This window comes from Vibrio sp. Vb1574, from assembly GCF_033338675.1.
In genome coordinates this window covers 1-19,781 of sequence record NZ_JAWOTC010000046.1, presented here as the reverse complement: position 1 = coordinate 19,781, position 19,781 = coordinate 1, and the positions used below count along the sequence as shown (strand labels likewise).

Annotated in this window: 16 protein-coding genes and 1 other RNA gene; 16 read left to right on the top strand and 1 reads right to left on the bottom strand. The window is 46.2% G+C overall.

Annotation, left to right across the window (positions count from 1 at the left end; translation table 11 throughout):
* The first annotated feature begins 129 nt into the window (after nucleotides 1-129).
* The 15 genes from rnpB (at nucleotide 130) to lpxC (ending at nucleotide 17,407) form a co-directional block, all read left to right on the top strand.
* Nucleotides 130-560, top strand: an RNA gene (rnpB, locus tag R7O12_RS20410) — RNase P RNA component class A.
* Nucleotides 561-735: 175 nt separating this feature from the next.
* The gene (gene rsmH, locus R7O12_RS20405) at nucleotides 736-1,686 is read left to right on the top strand and encodes a 16S rRNA (cytosine(1402)-N(4))-methyltransferase RsmH (RefSeq protein ID WP_005372918.1); all 951 of its coding nucleotides are present in this window, start codon (nucleotides 736-738) and stop codon (nucleotides 1,684-1,686) included.
* A 5-nt stretch (nucleotides 1,687-1,691) separates the two neighbouring features.
* Entirely contained in the window at nucleotides 1,692-2,009 is a 318-nt protein-coding gene (gene ftsL, locus R7O12_RS20400; RefSeq protein WP_005387405.1) for a cell division protein FtsL, read from the top strand.
* The gene (locus R7O12_RS20395; protein WP_005387403.1) at nucleotides 2,006-3,799 is read left to right on the top strand and encodes a penicillin-binding transpeptidase domain-containing protein; all 1,794 of its coding nucleotides are present in this window, start codon (nucleotides 2,006-2,008) and stop codon (nucleotides 3,797-3,799) included. Before ftsL ends, R7O12_RS20395 begins: the two co-directional genes overlap by 4 nt.
* 62 nt (nucleotides 3,800-3,861) lie before the next feature.
* A complete protein-coding gene (gene murE, locus R7O12_RS20390) occupies nucleotides 3,862-5,343 on the top strand; it encodes a UDP-N-acetylmuramoyl-L-alanyl-D-glutamate--2,6-diaminopimelate ligase (RefSeq protein WP_054578500.1) in 1,482 nt (493 codons plus the stop codon).
* Nucleotides 5,340-6,704, top strand: coding sequence for a UDP-N-acetylmuramoyl-tripeptide--D-alanyl-D-alanine ligase (locus R7O12_RS20385; RefSeq protein ID WP_054574276.1), 1,365 nt, complete (start codon nucleotides 5,340-5,342; stop codon nucleotides 6,702-6,704). Before murE ends, R7O12_RS20385 begins: the two co-directional genes overlap by 4 nt.
* Nucleotides 6,704-7,786, top strand: coding sequence for a phospho-N-acetylmuramoyl-pentapeptide-transferase (mraY, locus tag R7O12_RS20380; RefSeq protein WP_005372931.1), 1,083 nt, complete (start codon nucleotides 6,704-6,706; stop codon nucleotides 7,784-7,786). The genes R7O12_RS20385 and mraY overlap by 1 nt, the downstream gene beginning before the upstream one ends.
* Nucleotides 7,787-7,825: 39 nt before the next feature.
* Complete coding sequence (gene murD / locus R7O12_RS20375; RefSeq protein WP_033906092.1) at nucleotides 7,826-9,139, top strand: UDP-N-acetylmuramoyl-L-alanine--D-glutamate ligase; 1,314 nt, start codon at nucleotides 7,826-7,828, stop codon at nucleotides 9,137-9,139.
* 18 nt (nucleotides 9,140-9,157) lie between these two features.
* Nucleotides 9,158-10,354 carry a cell division protein FtsW gene (gene ftsW / locus R7O12_RS20370; RefSeq protein WP_005372933.1) on the top strand — a complete coding sequence of 399 codons (1,197 nt, stop codon included), beginning with the start codon at nucleotides 9,158-9,160 and terminating at the stop codon, nucleotides 10,352-10,354.
* A complete protein-coding gene (gene murG / locus R7O12_RS20365) occupies nucleotides 10,341-11,408 on the top strand; it encodes an undecaprenyldiphospho-muramoylpentapeptide beta-N-acetylglucosaminyltransferase (RefSeq protein WP_318100763.1) in 1,068 nt (355 codons plus the stop codon). The genes ftsW and murG overlap by 14 nt, the downstream gene beginning before the upstream one ends.
* Before the next feature lie 23 nt (nucleotides 11,409-11,431).
* Nucleotides 11,432-12,889, top strand: coding sequence for a UDP-N-acetylmuramate--L-alanine ligase (gene murC, locus R7O12_RS20360; RefSeq protein ID WP_005387395.1), 1,458 nt, complete (start codon nucleotides 11,432-11,434; stop codon nucleotides 12,887-12,889).
* Nucleotides 12,890-13,081: 192 nt separating this feature from the next.
* The gene (locus R7O12_RS20355) at nucleotides 13,082-13,864 is read left to right on the top strand and encodes a cell division protein FtsQ/DivIB (RefSeq protein WP_005387393.1); all 783 of its coding nucleotides are present in this window, start codon (nucleotides 13,082-13,084) and stop codon (nucleotides 13,862-13,864) included.
* Nucleotides 13,857-15,119, top strand: a complete 1,263-nt coding sequence (ftsA, locus tag R7O12_RS20350; RefSeq protein WP_005372946.1) for a cell division protein FtsA — start codon at nucleotides 13,857-13,859, stop codon at nucleotides 15,117-15,119. Before R7O12_RS20355 ends, ftsA begins: the two co-directional genes overlap by 8 nt.
* A 30-nt stretch (nucleotides 15,120-15,149) precedes the next feature.
* Nucleotides 15,150-16,388, top strand: coding sequence for a cell division protein FtsZ (gene ftsZ / locus R7O12_RS20345; RefSeq protein WP_017633617.1), 1,239 nt, complete (start codon nucleotides 15,150-15,152; stop codon nucleotides 16,386-16,388).
* A gap of 101 nt (nucleotides 16,389-16,489) precedes the next feature.
* Nucleotides 16,490-17,407 (top strand): UDP-3-O-acyl-N-acetylglucosamine deacetylase, encoded by a 918-nt coding sequence (lpxC, locus tag R7O12_RS20340; RefSeq protein ID WP_025768410.1) that lies wholly within the window; start codon nucleotides 16,490-16,492, stop codon nucleotides 17,405-17,407.
* A gap of 114 nt (nucleotides 17,408-17,521) precedes the next feature.
* Here lpxC and R7O12_RS20335 read toward each other — a convergent pair whose 3' ends face one another.
* Nucleotides 17,522-17,980, bottom strand: a complete 459-nt coding sequence (locus R7O12_RS20335; protein WP_025768411.1) for a DUF721 domain-containing protein — start codon at nucleotides 17,978-17,980, stop codon at nucleotides 17,522-17,524.
* 407 nt (nucleotides 17,981-18,387) lie between these two features.
* Here R7O12_RS20335 and R7O12_RS20330 point away from each other — a divergent pair.
* The coding region (locus tag R7O12_RS20330) for a DEAD/DEAH box helicase (protein ID WP_411912812.1) at nucleotides 18,388-19,781 on the top strand (1,394 nt) is incomplete at its 3' end.

Below are 19,781 nucleotides of genomic sequence, written 5' to 3'. Positions count from 1 at the left end.
TGTAGGCATCGGCCTTTTTATTATCTATTTTTGGCGCTTTGACTAAAAAGTCATCACTTGGTGCATTCATTTCATCATATCTGTGATCTAACTAGACTCTGAAGTGAGAACTCTATACAATCCGCCCTCGGAGCTGACTGGGTAGTCGCTGCTTTGTTGATGTCCTTCGGGAGACTGACGTCGAAGTCCCTTTGGGAGACTGACGTTGACGTCCTTCGGGAGACTGACAAAGGGGAGGAAAGTCCGGGCTTCATAGAGCAAGGTGCCAGGTAACGCCTGGGGGGCGCAAGCCTACGACAAGTGCAGCAGAGAGAAGACCGCCGATGGCCCGTAAGGGTACAGGTAAGGGTGAAAGGGTGCGGTAAGAGCGCACCGGACGACTAGCAATAGTTCGTAGCAGGGTAAACTCCACCTGAAGCAAGACCAAATAGGCCTCCACATTGCGTTGCTCGCGTAAGGAGGCGGGTAGGTTGCTCGAGCCAGTGAGTGATTGCTGGCCTAGACGAATGGCTACCGCCGCGCAAGCGGAACAGAACCCGGCTTATGTGTCGGCTCCACCTATTCGAGACCCATCTCTACTTCGGTAGTGATGGGTTTTTTGCATTTAATTGACGCAAACTATGTCATTACCAATAAACTTGGCGTAAATCACGTCTAACTTTAGACTTGTGGTGGCGATGATGTAGGAAATCAGTACACTAAAGAATCGCTTCAAGATCATTCAACGAGAAAGCTATGACCGAAACCTTCCAACATATTTCCGTGTTATTAAATGAATCCATTGATGGCTTAGCTATCAAACCAGACGGCGTCTATATTGATGGAACATTTGGCCGTGGCGGTCACAGCCGGACAATTCTATCTAAACTCGGTGAAAATGGCCGACTGTACAGTATCGACCGTGACCCTCAAGCGATCGCTGAGGCAGGCAAAATCAATGACCCTCGCTTCACCATTATTCATGGTCCATTTTCTGGTATTGCTGAGTATGCTGAAGAGTATGGGCTAGTTGGAAAAGTGGATGGCGTTCTGCTGGATTTAGGCGTTTCTTCTCCTCAGTTAGACGACGCAGAGCGTGGCTTTAGCTTTATGAAAGACGGTCCGCTAGATATGCGTATGGACCCGACATCAGGTGTTCCAGTATCTCAATGGTTGATGGAAGCAGACCTCGATGATATCACTTGGGTCATTCGCGAGTTTGGGGAAGATAAACATGCGCGCCGTATTGCAAAAGCGATTGTTGCCTACCGTGAAGACGAAGAAAATGAGCCAATGGTTCGCACTGGTCAGCTGGCAAAATTGATTTCAGATGCCGCACCGAAAAGTTTTAAAGAGAAAAAACACCCTGCGACTCGTGCTTTCCAGGCTTTTCGTATTTACATCAACAGTGAGTTAGAAGAAATTGATACGGCACTTAAAGGCGCGGCGAGCATTCTGGCTCCTGAAGGCCGTTTATCTGTGATTAGCTTCCACTCTCTGGAAGACCGTATGGTCAAACGTTTTATCCGTAAAGAGAGCAAAGGGCCTGAAGTGCCACACGGTATTCCAATGACGGAAGAGCAAATTCGTGCTCTTGGTAGTGCGAATATGAAAGCGGTGAGCAAAGCGATTAAGCCAAGCAAACAAGAAATTGAAATGAACCCTCGCTCGCGCAGCTCTGTGTTAAGAATTGCGGAAAAGCTTTAATTATTATGACGAAACCCACTCCTAATCTTGCTAAGTTGATTGCGACGGATCTCCTCACCGTTGGTCGCTGGCCATTACTGTTGTTGCTATTGATCGTGGCATCGGCAATGGGAGTGGTATTTGCTACCCACCATGCGCGTCAAGCGATCACTGAGAAAGACCATACGTTGGTTGAACGAGAACGGTTAGATAGCGAATGGCGTAACTTAATGTTGGAAGAAACTGCCCTCGCGGAACACAGTCGTGTTCAAGACCTTGCCAAAAAAGAACTTGAAATGAAACGACCTGATGGCGATAAAGAAGTGGTTGTCACGCTCAAATGATTAGAAAAAAATCCAACACGAAACAAGCCAATAAGCGTAAACCTGTAGCAAAAGAGAAAGCGGTTACGGGGGATAAGAAAACCGATAACAAAGCAGTGAAAGTGGCGGTCGAAGAATCTTTCTTGATTCGTTGGCGCTTCCATCTATTACTGTTTTTTGTTTTTTGTGCATTTGCCCTTTTGGTGGCACGCGTAGCCTACATCCAAATCATTGAGCCAGATAACCTGATTAAACAAGGTGACCTACGTTCGGTTCGTGTTAAATCCATTCCTTCTGCTCGCGGTATTATTTCGGATCGAAATGGTGAGCCGCTTGCTGTCAGTGTACCGGTTGAGGCGGTTTGGGCAGATCCTGCCACGATATTTAAAGAAAACGCGTTAAGCCAGACCAAAAGTTGGCATGCATTAGCGGATGTTCTTGGTATTGACCGACAAGGGTTAATAGACAAAATTAAGCGCAATGAAAAACGTCGCTTTATCTACTTGCAGCGCCAGGTCAGTCCGGCCATGGCGAACTATATTCGTGAGCTAAAGCTGCCAGGTGTTGGCCTTAAGTCGGAATCTCGTCGTTATTATCCTGCAGGTGAGGTTAGTGCTCACTTAGTCGGTGTAACAGGCATTGACGGGCATGGCCTAGAAGGTGTGGAGCGTAGCTACGATGAGTGGCTCACTGGCGCGGCGGGTAAGAAAACTATTCGTAAAGACCGTTATGGTCGTGTTGTGGAAAACATTGCTTGGCAAGACAAGCAAGAAGGTAAATCACTTCAGTTAACCATCGATCAGCGCCTACAGGCGATTGCGTATCGTGCGATTAAGCAAGCCGTTGCGGACCACCGCGCCACTTCAGGTTCCGTTGTCATGTTGGATGTAAAAACGGGCGCCGTATTGGCCATGGTTAATGCTCCTTCTTACAACCCTAATAATCGTAGCGATTGGCAAAGCTATCAAATGCGTAACCGAGTGATCACGGACTCAATGGAGCCCGGTTCGACCATTAAGCCTTTCGTTATTTTAGCCGCCTTAGAAAATGGGATAGCCGATAAAGATACCATCGTAGATACCGGTAATGGTGTCCTACGTTTAGGTGGTAGTCGAGTCAGAGATGTCTCTCGCGTAGGCAAAGCGAGCTTGACCACGATCCTTAAAAAGTCGAGTAATATCGGTGTGACGAAGCTAGCAATGCAAATGCCGGTAGAGGCGCTTCTTGGGCTGTACAGTTCAGTGGGTTTTGGTGAGCTTTCTGGCCTAAACCTAGTTGGGGAAGTGACGGGTATTTTTCCTACACGAACTCGTTGGTCGCCAATTGAGCGCGCCACGATTGCGTTTGGTTACGGTCTATCAATTACACCAATCCAGCTAGCCCATGCTTATGCGACGCTTGGAAACCTTGGCAAATACGAGCCTATTCATATTATCGAAAGCAATGATCATGACATGTCACGCCAAGTGGTGAGTGCGAAGTATGCGCGTCAAGTATTAGACATGTTGGAAACCGTAACTCAAAAAGGGGGCTCGGCTCGCAGAGCGGCAGTTCCTGGTTATCGAGTAGGAGCGAAAACGGGTACATCACGTAAAGCTTCTGCCGGTGGGTACAGCGACGAGTACATCACCTACACGGCTGGGCTTGCTCCGGTTAGCGATCCGCGAATTGCTTTAGTAGTGATCGTAAACGAGCCTCAAGGCGATGACTACTATGGTGGTTCGGTAGCGTCTCCTGTCTTCTCTGAAATCATGAAAGGCGCGCTACAAATACTCAATGTTGCACCTGACGAAAACAAATTCCAACAGTAAGCCCTGTGGTTTACTGAGCAAACAAAATTAAGAAAACCTGAGCCAAAGCTCGGAGAACAAATATGACTAAAGCCATCAGTATGGACGTGCTGCTTTCCCCTTGGGTGGATTGCCCTAGCTTATCGTCCGTTCTTGTTTCTGAATTGGAGCTCGACAGCCGAAGAGTTCAACCTGGAACCACGTTTGTAGCAGTGATTGGCCATGTTGTGGATGGGCGTAAATTCATTGCCTCTGCAATTGAGCAAGGTGCAAATGCAGCCCTGGCGCAAGCCTGCGATGTCAAAACACATGGTACGGTGGAAATCATTGATGATGTTCCCGTCATTTACATTGATAGGTTGGACCAACGTTTATCCGCAATTGCTGGAAAGCTTTATGCTTACCCTGATATGGATTTGATTGGTGTCACCGGCACCAACGGCAAAACCACCATTACCCAGTTAATAGCGCAATGGCTAGAACTGCTTGACCATAAAGCGGCGGTAATGGGAACAACAGGAAATGGCTTCCTCAATAACTTGCAACAAGCTGCGAATACAACGGGGAATGCCGTTGAAATTCAGAAAACGCTCTCCTCTCTCGCAAATCAACAAGCCACATACACCGCGCTAGAAGTATCTTCCCATGGCCTGACGCAAGGTCGTGTCAAAGCATTATCATTTGCGGCGGGCGTGTTTACTAACTTAAGTCGTGACCACTTAGATTACCATGGCACGATGGAAGAGTATGCCAATGCAAAGCTTGGGTTGTTCACGCAACACCAATGTGAACGTGCCATTATCAATGTTGATGATGAAGTAGGTCATCAATGGGCGTCGCAGTTAAGTAATGCGGTCGCTGTTTCGCTCAAACCGAACACTGAATTTGAAAGCGCAATTTGGGCGACGGAAGTCAGTTACGCGGAGTCAGGGATTACTATTAAGTTCGATGGTAAATTTGGCTCAGGTGAATTGCACGCGCCATTGATTGGTGAGTTTAATGCAACCAACTTAATGCTCGCTTTTGCGACCTTATTAAGCTTAGGTAAAGAGAAACAAGCGTTACTCGAAACCGCAGGTCAACTGCAACCTGTACTCGGCCGAATGGAGTTATTCCAAACTGAGGATCGTGCCAAAGTCGTGGTTGATTATGCCCATACTCCTGATGCTTTAGAAAAAGCGCTGCAAGCTTTACGAGTTCATTGTGAAGGCCAGCTGTGGGCTATTTTTGGCTGCGGTGGCGATCGCGATGCAGGTAAGCGCCCAATGATGGCGGAAATTGCAGAGCGTCTAGGCGACAGAGTGGTGTTGACTGACGATAACCCACGCAGCGAAGACCCGGTTCAGATTGTGAAAGACATGTTAGCTGGGCTGTCAAAACCTGCTGAAGCGATTGTTCAGCATGACCGCTTCAAAGCACTGTCTTATGCCATTGAAAATGCTTCGCCAAACGACATTATCTTGTTAGCTGGGAAGGGTCATGAAGATTATCAGATTCGTAATGGCGAAACGATTCATTACTCCGACCGCGAGTCCGCAATGCAACTTTTAGGATTGACCTCATGATCAAAGTAACGTTATCTCAAATTGCAGACATCACTCGTGGCGAGCGATTCGGCGACGATCTACTTATCGACGCGGTTTCTACTGATACACGAGCGATTGAGCGTGGGGCTCTATTTGTGGCGTTAGTAGGGGAGCGCTTTGATGCGCACAACTTTTGCCAACAAGCGGTAGATGCAGGTGCCGGTGCTTTACTCGTGGAAAAACGCTTAGATGTGAATGTGCCGCAAATTGTGGTGTCGGATACCAAACTTGCATTGGGTGAGTTTGCTTCTTGGGTGCATCAAGCATGCCAAACACCTACCGTTGCCATCACCGGAAGTTGCGGTAAAACGACCGTAAAAGAAATGGTTGCGAGTATCCTGCAATTGAAAGGCAAAGTGCTATTCACGGCGGGTAACTTCAATAATGATATTGGTGTTCCGTTGACATTATTGCGCTCACAGCAGGATGATGATTATGCCGTGATTGAGCTTGGTGCTAACCATATAGGTGAAATTGCTTACACGACTCAGTTAGTAAAACCAGATATCGCGTTAGTGAATAATGTAGCCGCCGCTCACCTTGAAGGCTTTGGTTCTATCGATGGCGTGAAACAAGCCAAAGGTGAAATCTACCAAGGCCTTTCAGCTGGTGGTATTGCGATTGTTAACCTAGACAGCAATGGTGAAGCCAAGTGGGATGAAGTGTTAGCAGATAAGAAAGTCATTACTTTTTCACAAAGTAATACTGATGCAGACTTCTTCGCTTCTAACATCGTATTGAACGCCGCAGGTGAAGCAAGCTTTGACTTACATATCGCAGCAAGCTCACAAGAAATTGAACTGTCTCTGGGTATTATAGGTCAACACAACGTTGCGAATGCGATCGCTGCTTCTATTATTGCGTTACAAATGGGAGCCACATTAGAAGAGGTTCGTGCTGGCCTTAAACATTTGAACAAAGTGAAAGGTCGCGTCGAGGTTGAAGCGCTGAGCGAAAAGATAAAATTGATTGACGACAGCTACAACGCGAGCGTGCCAGCCATGAAAGCGGCAGTTGATTTATTGGCCGCTTTCCCAGGTCAACGCTGGCTGATTTTAGGTAATATGGCGGAATTGGGCGAGGAAAGTCTTGCACTTCATCGTCAAGTCGGGGAACATGCTGCCCCACAAAAATTTGAACATGTTCTCACATATGGTGCAGACGCCAAGGTGATCAGTGATCTTTGCCAAGGCATTCATTTTGAGACGCACCAAGAGATGATTGAATACATCAAGCAGCATCTAGACCAAGCCGTTCCTGAAAACCATACGATATTGGTGAAAGGAGCGAACGGTGCACGTATGTTTGAAGTCGCTGCTGCTTTGAAGGAGTATTATTAATGATTATTTGGCTTGCCGAGCTGCTACAGCCATACCTGTCTTTTTTCCGATTGTTTGAATACTTGTCTTTTCGAGCAATCCTAAGCGTATTAACCGCTCTAGGTCTGTCATTATGGATGGGACCAATCATGATCAAGCGTTTGCAAATGCTGCAAATTGGTCAGGTAGTGCGTAACGAAGGTCCTGAATCTCACTTTAGTAAGCGTGGTACCCCAACAATGGGCGGTATCATGATCTTAGCGGCCATCTCAATCACGATTTTGCTATGGACAGACTTATCCAACCCTTACGTATGGGCGGTACTGACAGTCTTACTTGGCTACGGTGCGGTCGGATTTGTTGATGATTATCGTAAAGTGGTACGCAAAAATACCGATGGCTTGATCGCGCGTTGGAAGTACTTCTGGCAGTCGTTGATCGCGTTTGTCGTCGCTTTCGCATTGTATGCTTACGGTAAAGACACAGCAGCAACTCAGCTAGTGGTGCCATTCTTTAAAGACATCATGCCGCAGCTTGGTTTGATGTATATCATTCTGACTTACTTTGTCATTGTAGGTACAAGTAACGCGGTTAACCTGACTGATGGTCTAGACGGTTTGGCAATCATGCCAACGGTTCTTGTTGCAGCAGGCTTCGCGGTTATTGCATGGGCGACCGGTAACGTTAACTTCTCTGAATACCTTCATATTCCATACTTACCACATGCTTCTGAGTTGGTTGTCGTATGTACAGCAATCGTCGGTGCAGGCCTTGGTTTCTTGTGGTTTAACACGTATCCAGCACAAGTGTTCATGGGTGATGTCGGCTCACTAGCGCTTGGCGGCGCGTTAGGCACTATTGCTGTTCTCGTTCGTCAAGAGTTGGTGTTGGTGATCATGGGCGGTGTGTTTGTGATGGAAACGCTGTCGGTAATTCTACAGGTGGGTTCATACAAACTGCGTGGTCAGCGCATTTTTCGTATGGCACCGATTCACCACCACTACGAATTGAAAGGTTGGCCAGAACCTCGCGTAATCGTGCGTTTCTGGATTATTTCTATGGTTCTTGTTCTGATTGGTCTTGCGACATTGAAAGTGCGTTAATCGCACTTTCCAAGAACAAGATTTACAGTGTGATCAAATATGGAACGTTGGCAAAACATACATAGTGTTGTCGTCGTAGGGCTCGGTATTACCGGGCTCTCTGTCGTTAAACACCTAAGAAAAAATCAGCCACAGCTTGTGGTCAAAGTCATTGATACTCGCGTAAACCCTCCGGGTGCAGAGCGCTTGCCGGAAGATGTTCAACTGCATAGTGGTGGTTGGAATACAGACTGGCTTTCTGACGCGGATCTTATCGTGACCAACCCTGGTATTGCGCTAGCGACACCAGAGATCCAAGCCGTATTAGCAAAAGGTACGGCAGTAGTAGGTGATATCGAGTTATTCGCTTGGGCGGTGCAGAAACCGGTGATTGCGATTACGGGCTCAAACGGTAAGAGCACAGTAACCGACCTCACAGGTGTGATGGCTAACGCTGCAGGTTTGGATGTTGGCGTTGGTGGTAACATCGGTGTGCCTGCTCTGGATTTGTTAGAACAAGACGCAGACCTATATGTACTCGAACTCTCGAGCTTCCAGTTAGAAACGACGTCAAGCTTAAAGCTCAAAGCCGCTGCGTTTCTGAATCTTTCTGAAGATCATATGGATCGTTATCAAGGCATGTCTGACTATCGACAAGCTAAGTTGCGTATTTTTAACCATGCTGCTCTTGCAGTCGTGAACCGTGATGATCAAGAAACCTTCCCAGACGCAGAGATGCCATTGGTGACATTTGGCAGCGACAATCAGGACTTTGGTCTCGAGGTGGATGGCAACCGTACTTGGCTGCTCGATCACGGTCAACGAGTTGTCGCAAGTGATGAGCTTAAGTTGGTTGGTAAGCACAACTTATCTAACGCTCTGGTTGCTTTAGCGCTATTAAAAGCTGCGGACGTAAACTATCACAAAGCATTGAATGCACTTAAAAATTACACGGGACTGACACACCGATGCCAGGTGGTTGCGGATAATCAAGGCGTCAAATGGGTGAATGACTCTAAAGCAACTAATATTGCCAGCACTATGGCTGCGCTATCTGGTTTGGAATCGACAGGCAAGCTCTACTTACTCGTTGGTGGTGTTGGCAAAGGTGCTGACTTCTCGCCATTAAAACCGATCTTCGCGACGCTTAACTTGCAACTGTGTTGCTTTGGCGCTGATGGCGATGAATTTATGCCACTGCATGAATCTGCAATACGTTTCGACACTATGGAAGATGTGATTCAACAAGTATCTTCGCAGTTAAAACCAGGTGATATGGTGATGCTGTCTCCTGCATGTGCTAGCTTTGATCAATTCGACAACTTTATGGCAAGAGGTGATGCTTTCGCTGCTCTTGCTCAGAAATATGCATAATTAAAGGTTACACACTTCGTGGGTTTAGGTAACGTTAAACGCAGTATTGGCAATTGGCTCAAGCATCCAGCCCCAGAGGCGATGTTTGATCGTCAGTTAGTGTGGATTGCACTGGGTTTGATGTTGACTGGTTTGGTCATGGTAACCTCTGCATCATTTCCAATCAGCTCTCGATTAACGGAACAGCCGTTCCACTTTATGTTTCGTCATGCGACGTTTCTCGTGCTGGCGTTAGGGACCTCCGCTGTTATTTTGCAAGTGCCTTTGCAAGAGTGGTTTAAGAAGAGCCATTACTTACTTTGGGCTTCTTTCGCACTGTTGATCATCGTGCTCTTGGCGGGTAAGTCGGTTAATGGTGCGTCTCGTTGGATTCCCCTTGGGCTGTTTAACCTTCAGCCAGCGGAAGTCGCGAAGCTATCGCTGTTTATCTTCATGTCTGGTTACTTAGTTCGAAAGCAAGACGAAGTACGACAAACCTTCTTTGGTGGCTTTATGAAGCCAATCATGGTGTTTGCCTTCTTCGCAGTATTACTACTTGGTCAGCCAGACTTGGGGACGGTCGTCGTGATGCTGGTCACGCTGTTTGGCATGCTTTTTATCGCAGGTGCAAAACTAACCCAGTTTCTCGCCTTGATGGTGGCAGGTATCGGTGCTGTCGTTGGTTTGATTCTCGTCGAGCCATACCGTATGCGACGTGTAACCTCCTTCCTTGACCCGTGGGAAGACCCGTTTGGTAGTGGCTATCAGTTGACTCAGTCTTTGATGGCGTTTGGTCGTGGTGAATGGTTCGGACAAGGTCTCGGTAATTCAATTCAAAAACTGGAATATCTACCGGAAGCGCATACCGACTTTGTGTTTGCCGTACTTGCTGAAGAGCTTGGTTTCGTAGGCGTAGTGTTGGTCTTAATGCTGATTTTTAGCTTGGTGCTAAAAGCGGTTTACATCGGCAAGCGTGCATTTGAAGAAGGCGAAATGTTCGGAGGTTATCTGGCTTTCGGAATTGGTATTTGGTTTGCGTTTCAAACCTTGGTTAATGTTGGAGCTGCCGCCGGTATTGTTCCAACAAAAGGTTTAACACTTCCACTCATCAGTTATGGTGGTTCTAGTCTAATAATTATGTCCGTCGCAGTGTCCATATTACTGCGTATCGATTACGAATGCCGCTTGAAACGCGAGCAACAACAATCAGAACAACAAGCTAATGAAACAAAATAAACGTTTGATGGTGATGGCTGGTGGTACTGGCGGTCACGTATTCCCAGGTTTGGCGGTAGCAAAACAGCTTCAAGAGCAAGGTTGGGAGATCCGTTGGTTAGGTACGGCGGATCGAATGGAAGCGGATTTGGTGCCAAAACATGGCATTGAAATCGACTTTATCAAAGTGAAAGGGTTACGAGGTCAAGGCGTTAAACGTCTTCTTGCAGCACCATTTCAAATTATCAATGCCATCATGCAGGCTCGTGCTCACATGAAACGCTGGCAGCCAGACGCAGTGCTTGGTATGGGCGGTTATGTTAGCGGCCCGGGTGGTATTGCCGCTTGGATGAGTGGTATTCCTGTTGTTCTGCATGAACAAAATGCAGTAGCAGGTTTAACGAACCAATGGTTATCGAAAATCGCTAAGAAGGTTTTTCAGGCTTTCCCAGGCGCTTTTCCAAATGCCGAAGTGGTTGGGAACCCAGTTCGTGAAGACGTGACTCAATTAGCAGCGCCAACTGAGCGCATGCAAGAGCGCCAAGGTCCAATTCGCATTTTGGTGATGGGTGGCAGCCAAGGCGCACGTATTCTTAACCAAACTCTGCCAGAAGTGATGTCGAAATTGGGCGAAGATTACTGTATTCGTCATCAAGCGGGTAAAGGTGCCGCCGAAGAAGTGAATGTAGCATACCAAGCTAATGGTGTGGTAAATGCAGAAGTAATGGAATTCATTGATGACGTTGCAGAAGCTTACGCATGGGCTGACCTTTTAGTTTGTCGCTCTGGAGCGTTAACCGTATCTGAAGTCTCGGCGGCAGGTGTAGGCGCTATTTTTGTTCCATTCATGCACAAAGACCGCCAGCAAGCACTTAATGCAGACCACTTGGTGGATTGCGGCGCGGCGAAAATGATTGAACAACCAGATTTAACCGTTGAGTCTCTGACTCAGCAGATCCAACAATTGGATCGCCAAGCTTTACTTACAATGGCTGAGCAAGCGCGTGGCGCTGCAAAATTGAATGCTGACCGAGTTGTCGCACAAGCCATTGTCGCTTTGACCGAAAAGCGTTAACCGAATTATTGAGAATAGAATTGATGACAATCCAACATACACAAGACTTAGCTCAGATTCGCGCAATGGTGCCAGAGATGCGCCGCGTGAAATCCATCCACTTCATCGGTATTGGTGGTGCGGGCATGAGCGGCATTGCAGAAGTGCTGTTGAACGAAGGCTACCAAATCACAGGTTCTGATCTATCAGAGAACGCTGTGACAGAGCGTTTGGTATCAAAAGGTGCGACGGTATTTATTGGTCATCAAGCCAGTAATGTAGAAAAAGCCAGTGTGGTTGTTGTGTCAACGGCGATCAACGAAGAAAACCCAGAAGTGATGGCGGCACGTGAATTACGCATCCCTATTGTACGCCGCGCAGAGATGTTGGCTGAATTGATGCGATTCCGTCACGGTATTGCCGTTGCGGGTACACACGGTAAAACCACGACGACCGCTCTTGTTACTCAAATCTATTCTGAAGCCGGTCTTGATCCAACGTTTGTGAATGGCGGTTTGGTGAAAAGCGCAGGTACAAATGCGCGTCTAGGCTCGAGTCGTATTCTAATTGCAGAGGCAGATGAAAGTGACGCGTCATTCCTGCACTTGCAACCAATGGTGAGCATTGTTACCAATATCGAAGCCGATCATATGGATACCTATGGTGGTGACTTTGAAACCTTAAAGCAAACCTTCATCGATTTCCTTCATAATCTACCGTTTTACGGCCAAGCAATTGTTTGCATTGATGATCCTGTGGTTCGAGAGTTAATCCCACGTATTAGTCGTCAAGTGATAACTTACGGTTTTTCTGAAGATGCCGACGTACGTATTGAAGATTATCGTCAAGAGGGGCAGCAAGGCAAATTTACGGTAGTACGTAAAGGGCGAGCTAACTTAGATATCACGCTGAATATTCCAGGTCGTCACAATGCATTGAATGCGTCTGCTGCGATTGCGGTTGCTACTGAAGATGACATTGAAGACGATGCGATCCTAAAGGCAATGGCTGGTACGCAAGGTACGGGAAGACGTTTTGATCACCTTGGCGAGTTTGATACTGGCAACGGCCATGCAATGCTTGTTGATGATTACGGCCATCATCCAACAGAAGTGGATGTAACCATTAATGCAGCACGCAGTGGTTGGCAAGACAAGCGTTTGGTGATGATTTTCCAACCGCACCGTTATAGCCGTACTCGTGATTTATACGATGATTTCGCGAATGTGCTTGAACAGGTGGATGTATTGATCATGCTGGATGTTTACGCAGCGGGTGAAAAGCCGATTGCAGGTGCTGATGGGCGCGCTTTATGTCGCACAATTCGCAGCCGAGGCAAGGTAGACCCGATTTTTGTTCCAGAAATCGAGCAATTACCTTCAGTTTTAGCTAACGTTATACAAGACGGCGACCTAATCTTAACGCAAGGTGCGGGTGATATTGGTAAAGTGGCGAAACAGCTGGCAGGTCTTAAATTGAATATAAACAAGATGCTTGGCTGACACATATTGTTGATGCGAAGGACAGATAAAGACTCAGATCTCGATTTTGCGTCAATATCATTGTGATTTATTGCTATCAGTGTTTGATAGTTTACAAGAGCTCAGTATAATCCCAAGGTTAAAGTCAAGACTTTTACCTCTGCGTAATTATATGGGTAAAAAGTACACGACAAAAGTCAGGAAACGAAGACGTTGTTGAATATTGCACTGAATGACGAGCGACCAAACACGGGTAACAACCGTGGTCGCCAAGAAAAAATCTTGGGTGCGTTATTTTTCGTTGTGGTTGTGACTTTAATTAGTTCTGTTTTGTACGCGGCGATCAGTTGGATGTGGGATGACCAAAGGTTACCTCTCTCCAAAATAGTACTTCAGGGGAAACTGGAGTATGTCCAAGCTGACGATGTGCAGGCTGCATTTAGTCGAATCGATCACATCGGTACATTTATGTCCCAGGATATTGATGTATTACAGCAAAGTGTCGAAGCTCTGCCATGGGTAGCGCATGCCGCAATCCGAAAGCAGTGGCCGGATACAGTAAAAGTTTTTTTGACGGAGCATCAACCAGAAGCCATTTGGAATGGCAACGAACTGTTAGATAAAAACGGGTTCGTTTTTGATGGAGATGTTGCTCTGTTGCAAGAAGAAAAAGTGAAGCTGTACGGACCCAAAGATAGCGGACCGGAAGTCTTACAGACTTACCGTGATTTGAGTCCTAAGTTTCAGCAATTGGGTTTAGCGATATCGTCTCTGGTATTAAACGAGCGACGAGCTTGGCAAATCATCCTTGATAACGGTATTCGATTAGAGCTCGGTAAAGAGTCTCTTCTTGAGCGTATAGAGCGCTTTTTTAAGCTCTATAACAAGCTTGGCAGTGACACGCAAAGAATCAGTTATATCGATCTTAGGTACGATACAGGAGCCGCAGTTGGTTGGTTTCCTGAACAAGAGTTAGAAGAGAGTACAGATGACTAAGGCCGCTGATGACAACATTATTGTTGGTCTTGATATAGGCACTGCAACCGTATCGGCTCTAGTGGGTGAGGTTTTACCAGACGGTCAAATTAATATTATTGGCGCAGGTAGTAGCCCCTCACGCGGCATGGATAAAGGTGGCGTGAATGATTTGGAGTCGGTTGTAAAATCAGTACAACGTGCAATTGATCAAGCTGAATTAATGGCAGAGTGCCAGATCAGCCGAGTCTTCATTTCGTTGTCTGGTAAGCATATCGCAAGCCGAATTGAAAAAGGTATGGGCACGATTTCTGATGAAGAGGTGTCTCAAGAAGACATGGATCGCGCTATCCATACCGCAAAATCGATTAAAATCGGTGATGAACAGCGAATTCTTCATGTGATCCCGCAAGAGTTCACCATTGATTACCAAGAAGGAATCAAAAATCCGCTTGGTTTATCTGGGGTAAGAATGGAAGTGAGTGTCCACCTTATCTCATGCCATAATGACATGGCACGCAACATTATTAAGGCGGTAGAACGCTGCGGCCTTAAAGTAGAACAACTCGTATTTTCTGGGCTTGCTGCTAGTAATGCAGTAATCACCGAGGATGAAAGAGAGCTTGGAGTTTGTGTGGTTGATATTGGCGCCGGCACGATGGATGTGGCCATCTGGACTGGCGGTGCGTTACGTCACACAGAAGTATTTTCGTACGCAGGAAATGCTGTAACCAGTGATATTGCTTTTGCTTTTGGCACGCCAGTGAGCGATGCTGAAGAAATAAAAGTCAAATATGGCTGTGCTTTGAGTGAACTGGTCAGTAAGGATGACACGGTTAATGTACCAAGCGTAGGTGGACGACCATCACGTAGCCTGCAACGTCAAACGTTGTCAGAAGTGATTGAGCCACGCTACTCTGAGCTTATGGGACTGGTTAACCAAACTATCGACTCTGTACAAGCAAAATTGCGCGAAGAGGGTATCAAGCACCATCTGGCTGCGGGAGTTGTACTCACCGGCGGTGCTGCGCAAATGGACGGAGTGGTAGAATGTGCGGAACGCGTATTCCGCAATCAAGTAAGGGTCGGCAAACCGCTCGAAGTCAGCGGATTAACTGACTATGTAAAAGAGCCGTACCATTCTACGGCAGTTGGATTACTTCATTACGCAAGAGACATGCAGTCTAGCGACGATAGCGATTATAATGAACCTAAACGCTCATCTGTAACTGGCTTTTTCGATAAATTGCGTAACTGGATACAAAAAGAGTTTTAACCTGAGTTGCAGGATAAACGGAGACAACACATGTTTGAACCGATGATGGAAATGTCTGACGATGCAGTAATCAAGGTCGTTGGGGTTGGTGGCGGCGGTGGTAACGCCGTTGAACACATGGTGCGTGAATCCATCGAAGGTGTGGAATTCATCAGCGTCAACACTGATGCGCAAGCACTTCGTAAGACAAGCGTTGGCAATGTAATTCAGATCGGTGGTGATATCACTAAAGGTCTGGGTGCAGGTGCTAATCCACAGGTTGGCCGTGACGCAGCTCTCGAAGACAGAGATCGAATTAAAGATTCCCTGACTGGCGCCGATATGGTGTTTATCGCAGCTGGTATGGGTGGCGGTACCGGTACTGGTGCAGCGCCTGTTATTGCTGAAGTGGCTAAAGAGCTTGGCATTCTAACAGTAGCGGTAGTAACTAAACCGTTTAGTTTTGAAGGTAAAAAGCGTTTGGCATTTGCTGAGCAAGGTATCGATGAGCTCTCTAAGCATGTTGACTCTTTGATCACGATTCCAAACGAAAAGCTACTTAAAGTACTTGGTCGTGGTGTAACACTACTAGAAGCTTTTGCAAGCGCTAACGATGTTCTTAAGAATGCCGTTCAAGGTATTGCTGAGCTAATTACTCGCCCTGGCATGATCAACGTCGACTTTGCGGACGTAAGAACTGTAATGTCTGAAATGGGTCACGCAATGATGGGTAGCGGCATCGCCAAAGGTGAAGACCGTGCTGAAGAAGCGGCTGAAATGGCAATTTCTAGCCCACTTCTGGAAGACATCGATCTAGCGGGCGCTCGTGGTGTTCTTGTCAATATTACTGCTGGTCTGGATATGCGTCTTGACGAGTTTGAGACGGTTGGTAATACAGTGAAGGCATTCGCTTCTGACAATGCGACTGTTGTTATCGGTACTTCTCTAGACCCTGATATGACTGACGAAATCCGCGTAACAGTTGTAGCGACAGGTATTGGTAATGAGAAAAAGCCAGATATCACGCTAGTTGCGGGTGGTAAAGCTAAAGTGGCACCGACGCCGCAAGCTCAACCACAGCAACAAGCAGCGGCAACGCAAGCTGAAGAAAAACCGGCACAGACTTTGCAGAATAATCAAGTGCAAGAGAAGCCACAGGTAACTCCTCAGCCGACAAACACTGCTCCTTCTTCTCCAGCTTCGTCGAGCCAAAGTTCTGCGGCTCCAAAGCAAGAAAAGGAAAGTGGTTATTTAGACATACCGGCATTTTTGCGTCGTCAGGCTGATTAATCTTTAACCCATAAATTTGACATGGCTCAAAATTATGGTAGCATTCACGGTCGACGTTACAGACGGCCGTGTTTTGTAGCAAATTTTTGAGAGGCAAGCAGATGATCAGACAACGTACTCTGAAAGAAATAGTGAAAACAACTGGTGTGGGTCTCCACTCTGGTCGTAAAGTCACACTTACTCTGCGCCCGGCTGCTGCAAATACAGGTATCATTTACCGTCGTACAGATGTAAATCCACCTGTAGATTTTCCAGCTGATCCAGCTTCGGTTCGTGACACCATGCTTTGTACTGCATTGGTAAACGATGAAGGTGTGCGTATTTCAACTGTTGAGCACTTGAATGCGGCACTTGCTGGTATGGGCATCGATAACATTATTGTCGAAGTAGACGCACCTGAAATTCCGATCATGGATGGTAGTGCAAGCCCATTTGTATACTTGCTACAACAAGCAGGTATCGAAACGCAAAATGCGCCAAAACGCTTCATCCGTATCAAAAAGCCAGTTCGTTTTGAAGATGGTGATAAATGGGCAGAATTTGTACCATTTAACGGCTTCCGTATGGACTTCGAAATTGAGTTTAATCACCCAGCGATTGAATCAGACGAGCAACGTTTGCTGTTTGATTTCTCGTCAAAAGGCTTTGTTCGTGAGATTTCTCGAGCACGTACGTTTGGCTTTATGCGTGATATCGAATATCTACAATCTCAAAACCTAGTTTTGGGTGGTAGTTTTGACAATGCTATCGTTTTGGATGATTACCGTATTCTTAATGAAGAAGGTCTACGCTTTGAAAATGAGTTTGTGACTCACAAAGTGTTGGATGCGATTGGTGACCTTTACATGTGTGGCCACCCAATCATTGGTGAATTCCGTGCCTTTAAATCTGGCCACGGTTTAAATAACCAACTGTTACGTGCTGTTCTTGCAGATCAGGAAGCGTGGGAGTGGACTACATTCGAAGAAGAAGTCGGCTCACCAGTAGCATTCGCAGAACCAAATATGGTGCTTGCGTAAATACTTGGCATTAGAATTAATAAAAAAACCAGGCTTATGCCTGGTTTTTTGCTATTTGGCTTTAATCCTGGATTTATCAATAACATTCAAGCTTTCAGCATATTGAAATAACGTTCACTTACGATCTTCCTTTTCTGCCATATCGGCTAATCGTTTTAAACGCTCTTGAATTTTCGGTGGCGCCATGTCGGCAATCGTCATTAATGACTTTGCTGCAGATTCGGTTAGTGGTGGACGCTTAGGTCTGTCGCCTTGTTGAAAGCGGTTTCGATATAGTGAAGGATTGATCCTCACTTCAACGCTCATCAGCTTGGCAAAGCCTTGAGTACGAAGTTTATTTAGGATCATGAGGCGATCGTAATCGATCTTCATTTTGATCGCGGCACTAGAGACATCGATCAATAGATGGCCGTTACGAACATTCGCTACTCGGCAATGATCGGCCGTCCCCGTGGGTAAGACCTCTTGCAAAGCTTGGTTAAGCTGTAAGATTTCTCCAGCATGTTCTTGAATCTGCTTGAACTGTGACTCAGCAATAACATCTTCAGTCGAGGTTGGACGGTGATCACGCATAGGTAAAATCTAATTTTGTTGAGATATAGCTATTCTAGAGCAGCTTTCTATCAAGGTATAGTTTACATTAACGTCTTTAGCTTCAGTTTTACAATGTAGCAAGGTAAAAAGCAAAGTTTGCTCTGGATGGATTACACATATTGCGGTATGCAATATCGGCTAATCAGTCACCACTTTAAGTAAAAACTTCAGAGTGCTTCAAACAAATACGTCTATTTATGGTTGTATCGATTAAAAATCCTTACACTAAGCCACATTGTTTCAAAACTTAGCCTTGAAATATGGATGTTTGAACTCAATATCTTTGATAAATGATTTATCTCAGTATTCTTAGTTCCAAACTGGCAGAGACTGAAGGCATTATGAGTAGATCGGGAACGGTCTGAATAAAGAGAGATTCACGAAAAATGATAACTAAGCTACTGACAAAAGTGATTGGCAGTCGCAACGACCGAACACTGCGCCGCCTTAGAAAAATTGTAAAAGAAATTAATAACTATGAGCCAACATTCGAGGCTCTAAGTGACGAAGAGCTAAAAGCAAAGACGGTTGAATTCCGTGAGCGCCTAGAGAAGGGTGAAACTCTTGATAAACTACTTCCAGAAGCTTTTGCTACGGTTCGTGAAGCATCTAAGCGTGTCTACGGTATGCGCCACTTCGACGTCCAGCTTATCGGTGGTATGGTTCTAAATGCGGGTCAAATCGCTGAAATGCGTACGGGTGAAGGTAAAACGCTGACGGCAACGCTTCCTGCTTACCTAAATGCCCTAGCTGGTAAAGGCGTTCATATTGTAACAGTGAACGATTATCTAGCTAAACGTGATGCAGAGACAAACCGCCCTCTATTTGAATTTTTAGGTATGACTGTTGGCGTAAACGTGCCAAACATGCCTCCTCAAGAGAAAAAAGAAGCGTACCAAGCTGACATTCTATACGGAACCAACAATGAATTTGGTTTTGACTACCTTCGTGACAATATGGCTTTCCGTAGCGAAGATCGCGTACAACGTGAACGCTTCTTTGCAGTTGTCGATGAGGTGGACTCAATCCTAATTGATGAAGCTCGTACCCCTTTAATCATTTCTGGTCCTGCTGAAGATAGCTCTGAGCTATACACCCGAATCAACCTTTTGATCCCGCATCTTAAAAAGCAAGACAAAGAAGACTCTGAAGAATATCGTGGTGATGGTCACTACACTGTTGATGAGAAATCAAAGCAAGTATACCTCACAGAAACGGGCCAAGAGTACGTTGAAGAACTGTTGGTGAAAAATGGTCTTATGGAAGAGGGTGACACACTTTACTCTCCGACTAACATCAGCATGTTACATCACGTGAATGCCGCTTTGCGTGCTCATGTGTTGTTTGAGCGCAACGTTGATTACATCGTTACTGACGAAGGTGAAGTAGTAATTGTTGATGAACATACTGGTCGTACAATGCCAGGTCGTCGTTGGTCTGAAGGTCTTCACCAAGCAGTAGAAGCGAAAGAAGGCGTTAAGATTCAAAACGAAAACCAAACTTTGGCTTCGATTACCTTCCAGAACTACTTCCGCTTATACGAAAAACTGTCTGGTATGACAGGTACTGCGGATACTGAAGCGTTTGAGTTCCAATCTATTTATGGCTTGGAAACGGTGGTTATCCCAACCAACAAACCAATGATTCGTAACGATATGCCGGATGTGGTGTACCGTACCGAAGCTGAGAAGTTTGCTGCAATCATTGAAGATATCAAAGAGCGCGTTGCGAAAGGTCAGCCAACATTGGTTGGTACAGTATCGATTGAAAAATCAGAACT

Excerpts from the sequence above, each read along its gene's own strand:
- rsmH (WP_005372918.1), top strand. The coding sequence starts at position 736 with ATGACCGAAACCTTCCAACATATTTCCGTGTTATTAAATGAATCCATT.
- ftsL (WP_005387405.1), top strand. The coding sequence starts at position 1,692 with ATGACGAAACCCACTCCTAATCTTGCTAAGTTGATTGCGACGGATCTC.
- R7O12_RS20395 (WP_005387403.1), top strand. The coding sequence starts at position 2,006 with ATGATTAGAAAAAAATCCAACACGAAACAAGCCAATAAGCGTAAACCT.
- murE (WP_054578500.1), top strand. The coding sequence starts at position 3,862 with ATGACTAAAGCCATCAGTATGGACGTGCTGCTTTCCCCTTGGGTGGAT.
- R7O12_RS20385 (WP_054574276.1), top strand. The coding sequence starts at position 5,340 with ATGATCAAAGTAACGTTATCTCAAATTGCAGACATCACTCGTGGCGAG.
- mraY (WP_005372931.1), top strand. The coding sequence starts at position 6,704 with ATGATTATTTGGCTTGCCGAGCTGCTACAGCCATACCTGTCTTTTTTC.
- murD (WP_033906092.1), top strand. The coding sequence starts at position 7,826 with ATGGAACGTTGGCAAAACATACATAGTGTTGTCGTCGTAGGGCTCGGT.
- murG (WP_318100763.1), top strand. The coding sequence starts at position 10,341 with ATGAAACAAAATAAACGTTTGATGGTGATGGCTGGTGGTACTGGCGGT.
- murC (WP_005387395.1), top strand. The coding sequence starts at position 11,432 with ATGACAATCCAACATACACAAGACTTAGCTCAGATTCGCGCAATGGTG.
- ftsA (WP_005372946.1), top strand. The coding sequence starts at position 13,857 with ATGACTAAGGCCGCTGATGACAACATTATTGTTGGTCTTGATATAGGC.
- ftsZ (WP_017633617.1), top strand. The coding sequence starts at position 15,150 with ATGTTTGAACCGATGATGGAAATGTCTGACGATGCAGTAATCAAGGTC.
- lpxC (WP_025768410.1), top strand. The coding sequence starts at position 16,490 with ATGATCAGACAACGTACTCTGAAAGAAATAGTGAAAACAACTGGTGTG.
- R7O12_RS20335 (WP_025768411.1), bottom strand. The coding sequence starts at position 17,980 with ATGCGTGATCACCGTCCAACCTCGACTGAAGATGTTATTGCTGAGTCA.